Source organism: Sulfitobacter sp. NFXS29 (assembly GCF_040148765.1).
Taxonomy (GTDB): Bacteria; Pseudomonadota; Alphaproteobacteria; order Rhodobacterales; family Rhodobacteraceae; genus Sulfitobacter.
Window position 1 is genome coordinate 911,820 of the sequence record NZ_JAGDED010000001.1, and the last position, 16,655, is coordinate 928,474.

The following is a 16,655-nucleotide window of genomic DNA, read 5'->3' on the forward strand; positions in this document are numbered from 1 at the left end:
GGCTGGAAACTCACGCTTTCGCACTCCATACTTGACGCAATGGGGGGGTCCGGTACGCGGACGCCAGCAAGAACAAAAGGCGAGACTACCATGGCGTCAGACAGACAGAACCTTCAGGATGCGTTCCTAAACCACGTTCGCAAGACCAAAGTACCGGTGACAATTTTCCTGATCAATGGCGTCAAATTGCAGGGTGTGATTACCTGGTTTGACAACTTCTGCGTTCTGCTGCGCCGCGACGGTCAATCGCAACTTGTCTACAAGCACGCGATTTCGACCATCATGCCAAGCCAGCCGATCAGCCTTTATGAGGGCGAAGACGCTTCTTGAGCCGTCCAGCATTTCAGATCGACAACAGCGATGGGCCCCGCGTAACGCGCGCTTGGGTGCTGCATCCTGATATCAAAACCGACAACGACCGGCGCGCGCCTGAGCCCGCGCTGGCCGAAGCCGTTGCATTGGCCGAAGCGCTGCCAGAGTTGCAGGTCGTGGGATCCGAAGTGGTGCCGCTGCGCACCGTCCATGCCGGTATGCTTTTCGGCAAGGGCAAAATCGACGAGCTTGAGCAGCGCATGAAGGCGGCGGAGGTTGACCTTGTGCTGGTTGACGGTCCGGTGACCCCGGTCCAGCAGCGCAACCTTGAGAAGGCTTGGGGCGTCAAGCTGCTCGACCGCACCGGTTTGATTTTGGAGATTTTTAGCGACCGCGCGGCGACCCGTGAAGGGGTGCTTCAGGTCGAGATGGCCGCGTTGAACTATCAGCGCACGCGCCTTGTTCGCGCATGGACCCACCTTGAGCGTCAGCGCGGCGGTTTGGGCTTTGTCGGCGGACCGGGGGAAACCCAGATCGAGGCGGACCGCCGCGCGATCGACGACCAGTTGGTGCGTCTGCGCCGCCAGTTGGAAAAGGTCGTGAAAACCCGCGCCTTGCACCGCGCCGCCCGTGCCAAAGTGCCGTTTCCGATCGTCGCTTTGGTGGGCTATACCAACGCCGGAAAATCCACCCTTTTCAACCGGTTGACCGGGGCCAAGGTCATGGCCAAAGACATGCTCTTTGCCACACTCGACCCGACCATGCGCAGTCTTGTGTTGCCGGACGGGCCTGAGATCATTCTCAGCGACACGGTGGGGTTCATCAGCGATCTGCCCACGGAACTTGTCGCCGCCTTCCGCGCCACACTCGAAGAGGTGTTGGCCGCCGATATCATCTGCCACGTGCGCGATGTGTCCCACGCTGAGACCGAAGAGCAGGCCCAGAATGTGCGCGATATCCTCGCCTCACTGGGCGTCCCGAAAGAGACCCGCAGTTTCGAGGTTTGGAACAAGCTGGACCTGCTGCCCGACGACCGCGCTGACGCCATGCGCGCCCGCGCGGCGCGTAACGACGATGTGCTGGCAATCTCGGCCATCACCGGTGAAGGGCTTGAGGCGTTTCAGGAAACCATCGCCGAAGCGCTGCAGGGTGCGGTACGCGAGGCCGAATTGACCCTCGGCTTTGCCGAAGGCAAGAAACGCGCCTGGCTGTTTGCGCAGGACGTGGTGGAAGGTGAGCGTCAGACTGAAGACGGGTTTGAGATCACCGTGCGTTGGTCCGCGCGCCAAGAGGCTGAATTCCAGCAGATTTAAAAGCTACGGCGCAGGCTGGGGCAATTTTTGCCCCGGCAAGCATCGAAATTGACCCGCTGCGTCGCATATGGTGAAACGACCTTTTGCGGAGCGCTTCCATGACCCTCGCCATCCTTTATATCTCAACCGCCGTGATCTTCCTCGGGCTGGACTACCTTGGGCTGACCTATCTCATCAAACCCGTGTTTGAGCGTGATATCGGAGACTGGCTGCTGGATGAATTCCGCGTCGCCCCGGCGCTGATCTTTTACGCTTTCTTCGTGGCGGTGGTGCTCTGGTTCGTGTCTTGGCCCGCGATGATGCAGGACCATTCTTTGCTCTGGGTCTTTGGCAATGCGCTGCTGATCGGAGCGATGGGCTATGGCACCTATGAGTTCACCAATCTGGCCACGCTCAAGGACTGGACATGGGCCATGGTCGCGCGGGACTTCGCTTGGGGGTCGGTCCTGACCGGGACGGCGGCAACCGCAGGCGTGGCGATCACCCGTGCGCTGACCTAGCGGCCATTCTCGGTCGACCAGCGCCAAGCGCCGGGTTGCAGACCGGCCAGTTCCCAATCGCCCACGCTTTCGCGGATCAGCCGCAGGGTGGGCAGCCCCACATGGGCCGTCATGCGCCGCACCTGTCGGTTGCGCCCCTCGCGGATGGTGATGCGCAGCCAAGCGTCGGGCACCGTCTTGCGAAAACGCACGGGCGGGTCGCGCGGCCAAAGCGCCTCGGGCGCGTCGATCAGATCCACTTGGGCCGGTTTCGTAACGCCGTCTTTCAGTTCCACCCCCTTGCGCAGCGCCTCAAGGGCCGCGGCATCGGGCGTGCCTTCGACCTGCACCAGATAGCTCTTGGGGCGTTTGTATTTAGGATGCGCGATGCGGGCCTGTAACGGGCCATGGTCAGTCAGTACCAACAACCCTTCGCTGTCACGGTCCAGCCGTCCGGCGGGGTAGAACCCCTTTTCGTCGATATAGGCCGAGAGTGTAGGCCGCGTGCTGCCCTCGGTGCCTTTGTCGGTGAATTGTGACAGCACGCCGTAGGGTTTGTTCAGCAGGATCACGCGGGCGGTCATTGGGCAGGCTCCAATCGGGTCACGCCCACGGCGGCGGCGCGGGCCAGTTCGGCGTCGAGTGACATCGGGATGTATTCGCCCCGCCGCCAGAGCTGCGCCATGTCATCGTAATGGCGCGACAGGAAATGCCCCGATTGCCCGGTGGAGGTGACAAAGACCGAACTGTCGGGATCGGCAAAGTCATAGACCCCGCGGTAGCCTGCACCATGCACATTATAGAACGGGTCTTTGCCGGTGCCGCGGGTCAGCCCCCGTTGAAGGGTATTGTCCCCGCCCGAGGTCGACTGGCGAATGTTCACAAAGTAGCGCAGCAGCGGCACGTCGCCCAAGACGGGGTGATCATGGGTCGCCTGATGCGCGTCGCCCCAGCGGAGGGATTCCAACTGCGTGCCCCAAGTCTCTTTGATCCAGAGCAGGGCGTCGTCCAATGCAAGCCGCGCCATGTCATGGCACGTCTCTACCGGCGCGGATTGGCGCACGTCGCACCATTTCGCAGCGCCCTGCACATCTCGGAATGCGCGTTCGATGAAGAGCGGCTGAACGTGAGTGAATTCTTCGGCCAGTGGCCCCAGTTCATCCCGGATCAGACGGTCCTGCAGGGCGCGGATCCATGCGGCATAGATCAGCGGCTCGGGCAGGTGTTCGTTCATCTCACCCGACCAGCCCGCGAGCAGATCCAGTGCGCGCTGGCGCTGGCGTTCGGGCGTGCCATCAGGCGCGGCCTCTCCGGTGAACCACAGCTCAGCGCCGATCAACGGCAGGAGCGCGCGGGCCGTGGGACTGACCGTATCAAGCTGCGCTTCGATGAAACTGTCGCGGGTATGCACCTCGCGGTTCTGCATCAGCCGCTGCCAGCGTTGCACCCGCTGCGTGTCGCCCCAAACGAAAGAGACATGGTTGGGAAAGGGGCGATCGACGGTCTTGTTGTTGGTATTGCCAAGGATGCCGCCCGCGGGGGCGATGAATTCAGGGTTCGCGGTATAGGGCAACATGCCGTCCCAACGGTTCGCAGCGATCCAGCCGGGGCTGGGCATGCGCCCTTCGCTTTGGTGATTGGCGTCGCGGCGTGGCATAGCGCCGATGGTCTTCATGGCGATGGTGTCACGGTCCACCAGTGTGAGGTTCTGCGCCGGAGCCACATAATCGGTCGCGGCATTGATCGCCTGCTGCACCGATTTCGCGCGCATCACCTTCATCGCGGCGGCAAGCGAGGTGTCTTCTTCGGTAAAGAGGGTCGAGGCGACAGAGGCCACATGCCCGGGCGGCGTGATGCTGCCAAGGTTGTAATGGCTGCCCGGCAGCACCGGGCCATTGTCGGTCCAACGCAGGGTAACGGTGATGGGGTCAGCATCCGCGATATTGATGATGGAGGAGCGTTTGCGGAATTTCTTGAACCCGTCGGGGGTGCGGTATTCTTCGGTATTGTCGGGGTTCAGCTCTTCGATATAGACGTCTTGGTCGTCGACATAGGCGGTGGTCAGCCCCCAGCCCAGATCAGCGCTGCGGCCTGTCAGAACCACGGGCATGCCGGGTATTGTGCCGCCGATCACGCCGCCGGTCTCAAGCTCCAGCCGGGCCAGATACCAGATCGCCGGGGCGGTGAACCCCAAGTGCGGATCATTGGCCAAAAGCGTGCCGCCCGCGGCAGAGCGCGACGGTGCTGCGGCCCAAGCGTTGGACGCACCGGCGAAGGCCTGCCGTTTGAAAGGCGACAGCGGATGACTGTCCATGGGCGCCGCGGCCGCATGGCGCGTCGTCACCTCAGGAAAGAGCGCGGCATATTCGGGCAGGGCGGCGACACCGCTGCCCGGCGCGTCGGGCAGGATGTCGCGCAGACGGTCTTGATCGCTCAACTCTAATGATACCCGCGCGCGCAGCACTTCGGCCTCCAGATGGCCCGACATTTGCAGGCCCATCAGCTTGGTCACGGCTAATGAGTCGGCGGGCCGCCACGGGGCCATGGGCGCATTGAAAAGCCACATCTCGGGCGCGCCACGGCCCAAGGCTTCGGTGTTGATCTGATCTAGGCGGGCGTTGATCCCGGCGGAATAGGCCTCAAGCGCCGCGTCGGTTTTGGGGTCAAGCTCACCTGCCGCCGCCACCGCTAGACGGTAGATGTCATAGCGCCGCATCAGCTTGTCGGTGGTGATGGTGGCAGTGCCGAAGACCTCGGACAGACGCCCCTGCGCAGTGCGGCGCAGGGTGATCAATTGCCACAGCCTGTCTTGGGCATGGGCAAAGCCAAGGCCATAGAATACGTCCTCGTCGGTTTCGCCAAAGATATGCGGCACATTGGCGTTGTCGCGCACGATCTCGACCGGGGCGCTGACGCCTTGGACCTCAACCCGATCATCATAGTCGGGCAGCGACCGCGCGGCGAACCAGTAGACCAGCAGCAAAACCACGACGCTCAACGTGACGAGAAACACCGCCAATCGGATAAGCCAGCGAAACATCAATGCCATCGGGGGATCCTCGGCTGGCGCGCAGATTGACCGGAGCGCGCAGGGTGGTAGGTGTTGTGACAGGGAATAACGCAACTGAATGATAAGGAAAAGCACATGGCAAAGCTCGCGTTTTTGGGACTGGGGGTCATGGGGGCTCCGATGGCGGGGCATCTGCAAAAGGCCGTCCACGAAGTGACCGTCTATAACCGTACCGAAGCCAAGGCCGAAGACTGGGTGAAAACCTATGGCGGCGCCATGGCCAAGACCCCGCGCGCGGCGGCAAAGGATGCGGATTTCGTGATCGCCTGCGTGGGCAATGACGACGATCTACGCTCGGTCTGTTTGGGGGAAGAGGGCGCTTTTGGTGGCATGACGGCGGGGGCGATCTTTGTCGATCACACGACCGTTTCAGCGGCCGTCACGCGCGAACTTTATGCCGCTGCCGATGACGCGCAGGTCAGCTTTGTCGACGCGCCGATATCGGGCGGTCAGGCAGGAGCGGAAAACGGCCAATTGTCGATCATGTGTGGCGGAGATGAGGGGGCCTTTGACCGGGCGCTGCCGATCATGGAGGTCTACTCCAAGATTTGCCGCCGCATCGGCGACAGCGGCGCGGGCCAAATGACCAAGATGTGCAACCAGATCGCCATCGCCGGGCTGGTGCAGGGGCTCTCTGAGGCGCTTCATTTCGCCGAGAAGGCGGGCCTTGATGGCCGGGCGGTGGTTGAGGTCATCAGCCAAGGCGCTGCGGGCTCGTGGCAGATGGAAAACCGCTATGAAACCATGCTCGACGACAAGTTCGAGCACGGCTTTGCGGTGGATTGGATGCGCAAGGATCTGGGCATCTGTCTGGATACGGCGGATGAGACGGGGGCCAGCCTGCCGGTTACGGCGCTGGTCGATCAGTTCTACAAAGATGTGCAAAAGCAGGGCGGCGGGCGTTGGGATACGTCGAGCCTGATCAAACGCCTGCGCGCCATGGGCTGAGGCTGTTTGCAAAAGAAAAAGGGCAGTGCCGGATGAAACTGGCGCTGCCCTTCAAAGACCATCGGTCAACCCTGCGTTAGGGGATGATCCGCGTGTATTTGGTGCCTTCCAGCGTCGCGCCGATGCGCAGGCCTGCGCGGCCAAAGACCGCCGCCAGAACGGGGGCCATGACAGTGGTTGTGTCAGCGCTCACGCTATCGCCCTTGTCGGAGATCACGTATTCCAGACCGGCACCAGCCGCCCAACCCGGCGAGCTGCGGAATTCGCGCAGCGCGGGCTCGGTCATGAAGAACAGCACATGCGCATATTGCTGCGCGCCAATCTGCAAGCCGCCCGAAGCTTTGGTCACCGAATAGTAGTCCACCGTCACGTCGTTGACGCGCAAAGCGCCGCGCCCGTAAGCGCCGCCAAAGCCAAGGCCCGCTTCGGTCACCAGCGGCATGACCAGCATGCCATTGGCCTTTTCGGCCAACTGCCGGGTGTTGGGATAGCCGCGGTACATCTGGGCCAGGGTCGCATCGACGCGCGCGTCGATCATGGCGCCGCCCCGTCCGCCCACGCCGTTGCCGCAAGCCGCGGTTGCGCCAAGGGCCGCAAGGGCGCCCAAAGTCACAAAGCGCCGGTTATATGTCTGATTGCTCATCTTTTCTGCCTGTATGTTCAAGATCGGTTGCCTGCTGCCGGTTTTCCCGACTTATGCGCGAGATTACGCATAATCACGCGCTTTGTCATGTCGGTTGGACCCTTTGCGCAGATTTACGCCCTTAGGTCACGCGCTTTTGGCCAAAAGCCGGGCAACATCGGGGGCAAAGTAGGTGAGCACCCCATCACAACCTGCGCGTTTAAAGGCCAAAAGGCTCTCCATCATTGCGCGTTCGCCGTCAATCCACCCTTGGTCCGCCGCGCCCCGCATCATGCTGTATTCGCCCGAGACCTGATAGGCGAAGGTTGGCGCGCCAAAGGCGTCTTTCACGCGGCGGCAGATATCAAGGTAAGGCATGCCGGGTTTGACCATGACCATATCCGCGCCTTCCGACAGGTCGCGCGCCACCAGCCGCAGGGCTTCGTCGCTGTTGGCGGGATCCATCTGATAGGTCTTTTTGTCGCCGGTCAGGGCCGAAGAGGCACCCACCGCATCGCGGAACGGGCCGTAAAAGGCGCTGGCGTATTTGGCGGCATAGCTCAGGATCATCACGTCATGATGCCCGGCCTGCTCTAGGGCGTGGCGGATCGCGCCGATGCGCCCGTCCATCATGTCCGACGGCCCGATGATATCGGCACCCGCTTCGGCTTGGGCCAGCGCCATCTTGACCAGCGCCTCAACCGTGCGGTCATTCACGATGATGCCGTCTTCGACAAAACCATCGTGGCCGTTGATGTTATAGGTGTCTAGCGCGACATCGGTCATCACGACCATCTGCGGCATGGCCTCTTTGATCGCCGCGATGGCGCGGTTGGTGGCGTTTTGCGGATCCCATGCGCGGGCGCAATCCTCGGTCCGGTCCTCGGGGCCGGTATAGGGAAAGACGCAGACCGTGCCGATGCCCAGTTCCGCCGCCTCGCGCACCGCCGCGACCAGCGTATCGACCGAGCGGCGCATGACCCCGGGCATGGAGGGGATCGGCTCTTCCACGCCGTCGCCTTCGCGCACGAAAACCGGCCAGATCAGATCACCCAGTTGCAGGTCATTCTCGCGCACCAACGCGCGGATACCGGCATTGGCACGGGTGCGGCGCAGGCGCGTGGCGGGGAAGGGGGCGTGGACGGGTTGCATCAAAATTACCTCAGAATGGCTTGGCATGGGCTTGCCATGTATTTTTGAACGCCTCAACCCTATGAATTGTCGCGCCGGACCGCTAAGAGATGCGAACTTAAATTTCGGACGAGCACGCCTTGGACTGGTACCAGACCCTTTTCGAAATGATTGACATGCGCTCTTTCTCGAACCTTTGGTTCTGGATCGCGCTGGCTGTGATGTGGTCGACCGCAAGCCATTGGGTGCTGGGCGTGCCCTTTGACATGGTGTTGCGCGCCCGGCGTTATGGGGGCGAGGCGCAGGCCGATCTCGAAGACATCGTGCGGATCAACGTGAACCGGCTGCTCTATATCTCGCAGGTCTCCGGCCTGTGGCTCTTGGGGCTGGGGTTTTTCGCGCTGACCTCTCTGGTGCTATTGGGGTTCGTCTATGCCATCGAATTCGCCCAAGCCCTGCTGCTGCTGGGGTTCCCCATGTCGCTGGTCGGGCTGCTGAGCCTGTCGACCGCGCGGCTTATCCGCATCGAAGGCTCCACCGGCGACGTGTTGCAGCGGCGCCTGATGCGGCACCGGCTTTATACCCAGATCATCGGCATGTTCTCGATCTTCGTGACCGCGCTTTGGGGAATGTATCAAAATCTAAGCATTGGCCCGCTGGCGGGTTGACAGGCCCCCCGTGAGGCCCAATTGAGACCCGATGAACGATCCGCGCAATATCACCCTCTCCGGCGTTCCCGAAGGCTATGATGCCCGCGCCATTCTTGATGAAATCGCCAAGGGCGGCCAGCCGGTGGTCCATGTGGCGCGCGATGACAAACGCATGGCGGCGATGCAGGCCGCGTTGCGGTTTTACGCGCCCGACATGCCGGTCGTCACCTTCCCAAGCTGGGATTGCCTGCCCTATGACCGGGTGTCGCCCAACGCCGATATCTCGGCGCAGCGGATGGCGACACTGGCGGCGCTGGTGCATGGGATGCCCCAGCAGTTCGTTCTGCTGACGACGCTGAACGCGGCCAGCCAACGTATCCCCGCACGCGAGACCCTGCGTGACGCGGCCTTTGCGGCGCGCGTGGGCAGCCGGATCGACGAAAAAGCCCTGCGCGCCTTTCTGGTGCGCATGGGCTTTGTGCAAAGCCCCACGGTGATGGAGCCGGGCGACTATGCGGTGCGGGGCGGGATCATCGACATCTACCCGCCCGGCGATCTTGGCCCGGTGCGGCTGGATCTCTTTGGGGATGTGCTAGACGGCGCACGCCGCTTTGATCCGGCGACGCAGCGCACCACGGAAAAGCTTGATCTGGTGGAGCTTGCCCCGGTCAGCGAAGTCATTCTCGACGACGCGGCGATCACCCGTTTCCGGCAGAACTACCGCATCGAATTCGGCGCAGCGGGCACCGATGATCCGCTCTACGAGGCGATCAGCGCGGGCCGCAAACATCAAGGCGCGGAACATTGGCTGGCGTTTTTCCACGACAACTTGGAAACGCTTTTTGACTATCTGCCCAAAGCCACGATCACGCTTGACGACCAACTGACGCCGATGCGCCTTGCCCGGTGGGAGACCATCGCCGACCAATATGAGACGCGCAAACTGGCGATGAAGACGCGCTCCAAGATGGACAGCGTCTATAAACCCGCGCCGCCCGAGGGGCTGTACCTGACCGATGAGGCATGGACCCAAGCGCTGCTGGATCATCGGGTAATCCAATTTAACCCGCTGCCACAGCCTACGGGGCCAGGGGTGCTCGACGCGGGCGCCCGGCTTGGGCGCAATTTCGCCCCCGAGCGCCAGCAGGAATCTGTTAGTCTTTTCGGGGCATTGGCTGCGCATATTAAAGCAAAGCTTGAAGTTGGACCGGTGTTGATCGCCAGCTATTCCGAAGGCGCGCGCGAACGCCTGACCGGGCTGATCGAAGACGAAGGTCTGGCCGAGGCGATCCCGGTGATGGACGCCACCCGCATCGGGAAACGCGGGCTGCATTTGGCGGTCTGGGCGCTGGAACACGGGTTCGAGGCGCCGGGCATGACGGTGATCTCAGAGCAGGACGTGCTGGGGGACCGGTTGATCCGGGCGCCGAAACGCAAACGCCGGGCCGAGAATTTCCTGACCGAAGCGCAGAGCCTCAGCCCCGGCGATCTGGTGGTTCATGTCGACCACGGCATCGGTCGCTATCATGGGATGGAAGTGGTCACCGCCGCAGGCGCTGCCCATGAATGTCTCGTTCTGGAATATGCGGAACAATCAAAGCTTTACCTGCCGGTAGAGAATATCGAACTGCTGTCGCGCTACGGCCATGACGAAGGGCTGCTGGACAAGCTCGGCGGCGGGGCGTGGCAGTCCAAGAAAGCCAAGCTCAAAGAGCGTATCCGCGAGATGGCGGACAAGCTCATTCGCATTGCGGCCGAACGCGCGCTGCGCAAAGCGCCGGTGCTCGACCCGCCGCCGGGCATGTGGGATGCCTTCTCAGCCCGTTTTCCCTATACGGAGACCGACGACCAACTGCGCGCCATTGCCGACGTGGTGGATGACCTGACCAGCGGCAATCCGATGGACCGTCTGGTTTGCGGCGATGTGGGCTTTGGTAAAACCGAAGTCGCCATGCGCGCAGCCTTTGTCGCGGCGATGTCGGGTGTTCAAGTGGCGGTGATCGCGCCCACGACACTGCTCGCCCGGCAGCACTACAAAAGCTTTGCCGAACGCTTTCGCGGCTTCCCGATCGAAGTGCGCCAACTCAGCCGCTTTGTCTCGGCCAAAGAGGCAGCGGCGACGCGCGATGGCATGGCCAAGGGAACGGTCGATATCGTCATCGGCACCCATGCGCTGCTGGCCAAAGGCATCCGGTTCAAAGACCTCGGCCTGCTGGTGATCGACGAAGAGCAGCATTTCGGCGTGACCCACAAGGAACGGCTCAAGTCCCTACGCACCGATATCCACGTGCTGACCCTGACCGCCACACCGATTCCCCGCACCTTGCAACTGTCGCTGACGGGCGTGCGCGATCTGTCGGTGATCGGCACGCCACCCGTCGACCGCCTCTCGATCCGCACCTATGTGAGCGAGTTCGACGCGGTTACCATCCGCGAGGCGCTGCTGCGTGAGCACTACCGGGGTGGTCAGAGTTTCTATGTGGTGCCCCGTCTGAGTGATCTGCGTGAGATCGAAGATTTCCTTCAGGCGCAGCTGCCGGAACTCTCCTACGTCGTCGCCCACGGGCAGATGGCACCGGGGGAGTTGGATGACCGGATGAATGCCTTTTATGATGGCAAATTCGACATTCTGCTGGCAACGACGATCGTTGAATCCGGCCTCGACATTCCGACCGCCAACACCATGGTCGTGCACCGCGCCGATATGTTCGGCCTTGCGCAACTGTATCAAATCAGGGGCCGCGTGGGCCGCTCGAAAGCCCGCGCCTATGCCTATCTTACGACCAAGCCGCGCGCGAAGCTGACGGATACGGCGCAGAAACGTCTGCGGGTGTTGGGCAGCCTTGATACGCTTGGCGCGGGCTTCACCTTGGCCAGCCAAGACCTCGATATTCGCGGGGCGGGCAACCTGCTGGGCGAAGAGCAATCCGGGCAAATGCGCGATGTAGGCTTTGAGCTTTACCAGTCCATGCTGGAAGAGGCGATTGCCAAGATCAAGGCGGGCGAGATGGAGGGCCTCAGCGAGGCCGACGAGCAATGGGCGCCGCAGATCAACCTTGGCGTGCCGGTGCTCATTCCTGAGGACTACGTGCCCGACCTTGATGTGCGTCTTGGCCTCTACCGTCGCCTGAGTGAGCTGTCGACCAAAGTGGAACTCGAAGGCTTTGCCGCCGAATTGATCGACCGCTTTGGCAAGCTGCCAAAAGAGGTGAACACTCTCATGCTGGTCGTGCGAATCAAGGCGATGTGCAAACGCGCCGGGATTGCCAAGCTCGATGGTGGGCCGAAGGGCGCGACGATCCAGTTCCACAACGACAAATTCGCCTCGCCCGAGGGGCTGGTGAAGTTCATCCAAGACCAGCGTGGGCTGGCCAAGGTCAAGGACAACAAGATCGTCGTGCGCCGGGATTGGAAGACGGATGCTGATAAGATCAAAGGCGCCTTTGCCATTGCACGCGACTTGGCCGAACATGTGATCGCCAAAGAAAAGACTGCGAAAAAGGCTAAGGCAAAGGGCTAAGCCCCGAACGAGCGGCGGTTATTCCGCCGCCGCCGGCTGTCGGTTTTCCATCCGCCCCATATAGAGCATCAGAGCGTAAGCCCCGCTCGCCATGAGCAGCATCGCAAGTGCCAGTGGCTTGGTCGTGCCATCGAACATCAGCCCCACGGGCGAGGCGATGAGCGCGGCCAGCACGGTAGAGATTGCCCCCACGACCGAGGCGGCCATTCCCGCGATATGGCCCATCGGCTCCATCGCGATGGCATTGAGGTTGCCCAGGGTCAGCCCCGCTTGGAAAAACAGGCAGGTCTGGAAAAACACAAAGGCGGCAAAGCCGTAAGGGTCGGGCAGGGCGCCGAGGTTCAGGAAATACATGGCCCCTGACAGCAGGATTTGAAAGCCAAAGGCGATGCTCACCAATCGGCGCATGCCATAGCGCACGACCAGCAGCGCATTGATCAGGCTGGCGCTGGCCGCCACAACGGCGATGCCGCCGAACCAGAGCGGGAAGCTTTCGCCCCGGCCATAGACGGTGTCATAAATCGGCTGCACCAGCATGATCATCGAAAATAGCATCGCCAAGGCCAGCGATTGCACGAGGATCGACAGGCGCACCGTGCGGTGTCCGACCAACTCGCGCACTGCCCCGATGATCAGCCGCGCACGCAGGGGACGACGGTTTTCCCGCGGCAGTGTTTCGGGCAGACGCAGGCCCATCCAGACCACCGAGATGATCGAAAACGCCATGAAAGCGATGAAGATCGCGCGCCAGCCCGCCGTGTGAATGATCCCCGCGCCCAGCATGGGTGCCATGGCGGGCACCAGCGCAAAGACCATCATCACCACCGACATGATCCGCGCCATCTCGCGCCCCGCGTAAAGGTCACGGATGATCGCCACGGCCACCACGCGGGGGCCAGAAGCGCCGAGCCCCTGAAAGATACGGGCCACGAGCATGACTTCCAGTGAGTTGCTCATCCATGCGACGAAGGCCGACAGCGAATAGAGTGCAGCGCCGCCAAAGACCACGTTGCGGCGACCGAAAGCATCCGACAACGGCCCGCTAAAGAACGTGCCAAACCCCATGCCCAGCACGAAGGACGTGAGGATCAGCGGGGCGCGGTGGGCGATCTCGGGTGAGAGTTCCGCCGCGATCTCGGGCAGGGCGGGCAGCATTGCATCGATGGAAAAGGCGATGGTGGCGGTCATCATCGCGATGAGGGCAACGAATTCGATCCGCCCCATGAAGAATTTTGGATTTTCGGTGGTCACGAACGCGCGCTCCGGCGATTGTCCCGAACGGCGGATCCGTCTGGGCAGGCTTCAGGGAATAACTTGTGGTTGCGCTCTCGATAGTCGAGAACGCTTAACTTGGCAATGATTGCCGCCCTGTTTAGCTCTGCTGTTTGGTCAGGTCGGCAATGACCTGCGCCCATAGCTCAGGCGGCTGCGCGCCGGGCACGGCATGGGCATTGGCGATGATGAAGGTCGGCACGGAGTTCACCCCCATCTTGCGACTATGAGCATCGCGGTCGCGAATGTCCTGCGCGTCGACGTCGGATTTCAGCAGGCGGGTGACCACGGCGGCGTCCATCTCAATGCTATCGGCGATATCGGCCAACACCTCGGCATCGCCGATGTCGCGGGCGTCGACGAAATAGGCTTTGAACAGCGCGGAGACGGCGGCGGTTTGGCGGCCTTCGATCCCGGCCCAATGGATCAGACGGTGCGCGTCCAGCGTGTTGGGCGTGCGCTGCATGGCCTCGAAGTTGATGTTCAGACCAGCCTTTTCGGCATGTTCCACGACCGGTGCATAGGCGCGTACCGCGCCTTCTTTGCCGCCGAATTTGCCTTCGAGATAGGCGCGACGGTCCATGCCCTCGCGCGGCATCTCGGGGTTCAGTTGGAAAGGGTGCCATTCGATGGCGAAGGGATGGTTGGGATGGTCCTGCAACGCGCGGTCCAGATGCGCCTTGCCGATATAGCACCACGGGCAGATCGGGTCTGACATGATATCGAGTTTGATCGCTTCGGCCATGGTAAACCCCATCTATTGCTGCGCAATGGGCATAGCGGGCCGGGGCGGGTATCGCAAGCGGGCAGCGTTGCAAGCGCCTTTGGGCGCGGCTATAGCAGGTCCATGACAGACACGCCGCCCCGTTCCATGATCCAGATCGCCCGCGAAAGCGGCGCGAGCGAGACCGCCCCGCCGGTCGACCTTGGTGCGCGGGTGCGCGAGCTGCGCAAGGCGCGCAACTGGACGTTGGAGCAGGCGGCGCGGCAGGCCGGGCTGGCGCGCTCAACCCTTAGCAAGATCGAAAACGGTCTGATGTCACCCACCTATGACGCGCTGAAAAAGCTCGCCGTGGGGCTGGAGATTACGGTGCCGCAGTTGTTCACCCCGCCTGCGGGGGAAAAGATCACTGGCCGCATGGCCGTGACCCGCGCCGAAGAGGGCGCGGCCAAGGCCACCGGCACCTATGAGCATGTTCTGCTGGCAGACGCCCTGCGCAAAAAACAGATGCTGCCCTACCGCGCCCGCATCCGCGCGCGCCGGATGGAGGAGTTCGACGGCTGGGTGCGCCATGACGGCGAGGAATTCCTCTATGTGCTGACCGGCATGGTGCGGCTCTTTACCGAGTTCTACGAACCCGTCGATATGCGCCGGGGCGATAGCGCCTATTACGACGCCACCATGGGGCACAATGTCGTCTCGCTCAGCGATGAGGATGCGACGATCCTCTGGGTGACCTCACTGGTCTGAACTCTCTGCCGGTTCCCACCACCAGACCTCGGGCATGAAGTTCGGCCCGTCGCCGTAGAGCGGGATCGTGTCAGGGTAAGCCATGCGCGCGTCATGGGCGATCAGCCCCTCGTCGAACTGCCAGAACGGAATAACATAGCGCCCGGCGGTCAGGATACGGTCCAGCGCGCGGGTGGCGGCGACGAAATCCGCCGTCTCGCGCGCCTGCAGCATTTGGTCGATCATCGCATCGACGGCCGGAGAGCGCACGCCCATCAGGTTGCGCGTGCCGGGCAGATCGGCGGCCTCTGACCCCCAATAGAAACGCTGCTCCGTGCCGGGGCTGAGCGATAGGGCGCGTCGGAAGAAGGTCATGTCGAAGTCATATTCGTTCTGCCGCGCCACGAACTGCGCATCATCAACTGTTTCAATCTGCGCCGTGATCCCAAGCCGCTTTAGCGCCTGCGTGTAAAGCTCTGCAATTGCTAGGTTTTCACGGCTGCCTTTGGACAGAAGAATGGTGAATGTCAGCGGCGTGCCATCCGCGCGGCGCATGACGCCGCCCTCAGCTTCATAACCCGCAGCGTTGAGTTGCTGCATCGCCGCGCGAATGCCTGATCGGTTGCGGGCAGAGCCGTCGGCCACGGGCAACGTATAGCCGTCCACCGTGCCCGGCGGCAGGGTGTCAGCGTAATCGGCCAGCAAATCGAAGACGCGGCCTGTCGCAGGTCCATCGCGCATGGCAAGGTCGGAGTTGGAGAAATAAGAGGTGATCCGGGGCAGGGCGCCGCCAGTCAGCGTTTCGTTAATATACTCGAAGTTAAAGGCGGAAATCAGCGCGTCGCGCACCCGCCAATCGTCAAACGGGGCGCGGCGTGAATTCATGACAACGCCGGTCATGCCCGAGGGTTTGCTATGCGGAAAACTGGATTTCACCACCTCGCCCCGGTTGATCGCCGGGAAGTCATATTGCGTGGCCCAAGTCTCGGCATTGAATTCGCGCACGGCTGAGATTTGGCCGGCCTTAAATGCCTCGAACAACACATTGGCATCGCCGTAGAAGTCGATTTTGACCTCATCGTAATTATGCGTGCCGCGGCGGAAGGGCACCTCGACCCCCCAGTAGTCAGGATTGCGCGTCAGCGTGACGTGGCGGCCTGCTTGATAGTCGCTGATGACGTAAGGGCCAGTTCCCAAAGGGATTTCGTTCAAAGAGGCATTGGCGAAGTCCTGACCTTCCCATTGCGCTTTGCTGAGAATGGGGCGCATCCCAGCCAGCAAGGCAAGCTCACGGTTGTCGCTGTTGAAGGTCATCCGCAGGCTGCGCGCGCCGGTCTGCTCTATGCTATCAATTTGCTGGCGCAGCCCGTGGTAGCGCGGGTGGCCCTCGGTGCCCAGAAGGTCGAACGAGAAGATCACATCTTCGACGGTGACCGGGCTGCCATCGGAAAACCGTGCCTCTTCGCGGAGGGTGAACTCTACCCATGAACGGTCGTCGGGTACCTCAATGCTTTCAGCTAGCAAGCCATAAAGCGCGAAAGGTTCGTCCCATGAGCGGCCCATCAAGGTCTCATGGGTGAAATGCGGCAGCTGCCAAGGCGCGGTGCCCTTACGCACGAAGGGGTTAAGGCTGTCGAATCCCCCGGTATTGCCCAGAACGATCTCTCCGCCCTTTGGAGCCTCGGGATTTACGTAAGGAAGAGCGGTGAAATCGGCAGACAGTTCAGGCTCACCGTACATGGCGATTCCATGCTGGGGGGCAGCCCAGGCCGTGCCAGAGAGCAGAATCAGTGAAGAAAGGGCCGCAACGCCCCGGCCTGTCGAGAAAAAATCCCAGCTCATTTTTGAAACAATCACGATCTGCCCTTATTTTGTTGGAGTTAATCCA

Annotated in this window: 14 protein-coding genes; 7 read left to right on the forward strand and 7 right to left on the reverse strand. The window is 62.0% G+C overall.

What is annotated here, in order from left to right; all coding sequences use genetic code 11:
• Positions 1-90 precede the first annotated feature (90 nt).
• The 3 genes from hfq (at position 91) to J3456_RS04535 (ending at position 2,125) form a co-directional block, all read left to right on the forward strand.
• Positions 91-330: an RNA chaperone Hfq gene (hfq, locus tag J3456_RS04525; protein WP_007119530.1), complete on the forward strand. Its 240-nt coding sequence runs from the start codon at positions 91-93 to the stop codon at positions 328-330.
• A complete protein-coding gene (gene hflX, locus J3456_RS04530) occupies positions 327-1,625 on the forward strand; it encodes a GTPase HflX (RefSeq protein WP_349579073.1) in 1,299 nt (432 codons plus the stop codon). Before hfq ends, hflX begins: the two co-directional genes overlap by 4 nt.
• A 98-nt stretch (positions 1,626-1,723) precedes the next feature.
• A complete protein-coding gene (locus tag J3456_RS04535) occupies positions 1,724-2,125 on the forward strand; it encodes a DUF2177 family protein (protein WP_349579074.1) in 402 nt (133 codons plus the stop codon).
• Here J3456_RS04535 and J3456_RS04540 read toward each other — a convergent pair.
• Both J3456_RS04540 and J3456_RS04545 read right to left on the reverse strand, forming a co-directional pair.
• Positions 2,122-2,688: a pseudouridine synthase gene (locus J3456_RS04540; protein ID WP_349579075.1), complete on the reverse strand. Its 567-nt coding sequence runs from the start codon at positions 2,686-2,688 to the stop codon at positions 2,122-2,124. The two genes, J3456_RS04535 and J3456_RS04540, sit on opposite strands and share 4 nt — an antisense overlap.
• On the reverse strand, positions 2,685-5,153 hold the full coding sequence (locus J3456_RS04545; protein WP_349579076.1) for a penicillin acylase family protein: 2,469 nt from the start codon (positions 5,151-5,153) through the stop codon (positions 2,685-2,687). The genes J3456_RS04540 and J3456_RS04545 overlap by 4 nt, the downstream gene beginning before the upstream one ends.
• A gap of 96 nt (positions 5,154-5,249) precedes the next feature.
• Between J3456_RS04545 and J3456_RS04550 the strand changes: the two genes are divergently transcribed.
• Positions 5,250-6,122, forward strand: coding sequence for an NAD(P)-dependent oxidoreductase (locus J3456_RS04550; protein ID WP_349579077.1), 873 nt, complete (start codon positions 5,250-5,252; stop codon positions 6,120-6,122).
• Between the two features lie 76 nt (positions 6,123-6,198).
• On the opposite strand, the gene J3456_RS04555 is transcribed toward J3456_RS04550, so the two are convergent.
• Positions 6,199-6,765, reverse strand: coding sequence for a lipid-binding SYLF domain-containing protein (locus tag J3456_RS04555; RefSeq protein ID WP_349579078.1), 567 nt, complete (start codon positions 6,763-6,765; stop codon positions 6,199-6,201).
• A gap of 126 nt (positions 6,766-6,891) precedes the next feature.
• Positions 6,892-7,896 carry a porphobilinogen synthase gene (hemB, locus tag J3456_RS04560; protein WP_349579079.1) on the reverse strand — a complete coding sequence of 335 codons (1,005 nt, stop codon included), beginning with the start codon at positions 7,894-7,896 and terminating at the stop codon, positions 6,892-6,894.
• A gap of 119 nt (positions 7,897-8,015) precedes the next feature.
• Here hemB and J3456_RS04565 point away from each other — a divergent pair, with 119 nt between their 5' ends.
• Positions 8,016-8,543 carry a component of SufBCD complex gene (locus J3456_RS04565; RefSeq protein ID WP_120351165.1) on the forward strand — a complete coding sequence of 176 codons (528 nt, stop codon included), beginning with the start codon at positions 8,016-8,018 and terminating at the stop codon, positions 8,541-8,543.
• Between the two features lie 31 nt (positions 8,544-8,574).
• The gene (mfd, locus tag J3456_RS04570; protein ID WP_349579080.1) at positions 8,575-12,045 is read left to right on the forward strand and encodes a transcription-repair coupling factor; all 3,471 of its coding nucleotides are present in this window, start codon (positions 8,575-8,577) and stop codon (positions 12,043-12,045) included.
• A gap of 18 nt (positions 12,046-12,063) precedes the next feature.
• On the opposite strand, the gene J3456_RS04575 is transcribed toward mfd, so the two are convergent.
• Complete coding sequence (locus tag J3456_RS04575; RefSeq protein ID WP_349579139.1) at positions 12,064-13,269, reverse strand: multidrug effflux MFS transporter; 1,206 nt, start codon at positions 13,267-13,269, stop codon at positions 12,064-12,066.
• Between the two features lie 148 nt (positions 13,270-13,417).
• Positions 13,418-14,062, reverse strand: a complete 645-nt coding sequence (locus tag J3456_RS04580) for a DsbA family oxidoreductase (RefSeq protein ID WP_349579082.1) — start codon at positions 14,060-14,062, stop codon at positions 13,418-13,420.
• A gap of 102 nt (positions 14,063-14,164) precedes the next feature.
• On the opposite strand from J3456_RS04580, the gene J3456_RS04585 reads away from it, so the two are divergent.
• Positions 14,165-14,788 carry a helix-turn-helix domain-containing protein gene (locus J3456_RS04585; protein WP_007119543.1) on the forward strand — a complete coding sequence of 208 codons (624 nt, stop codon included), beginning with the start codon at positions 14,165-14,167 and terminating at the stop codon, positions 14,786-14,788.
• On the opposite strand, the gene J3456_RS04590 is transcribed toward J3456_RS04585, so the two are convergent.
• On the reverse strand, positions 14,777-16,507 hold the full coding sequence (locus J3456_RS04590) for an extracellular solute-binding protein (protein WP_349579084.1): 1,731 nt from the start codon (positions 16,505-16,507) through the stop codon (positions 14,777-14,779). The two genes, J3456_RS04585 and J3456_RS04590, sit on opposite strands and share 12 nt — an antisense overlap.
• Positions 16,508-16,655 lie beyond the last annotated feature (148 nt).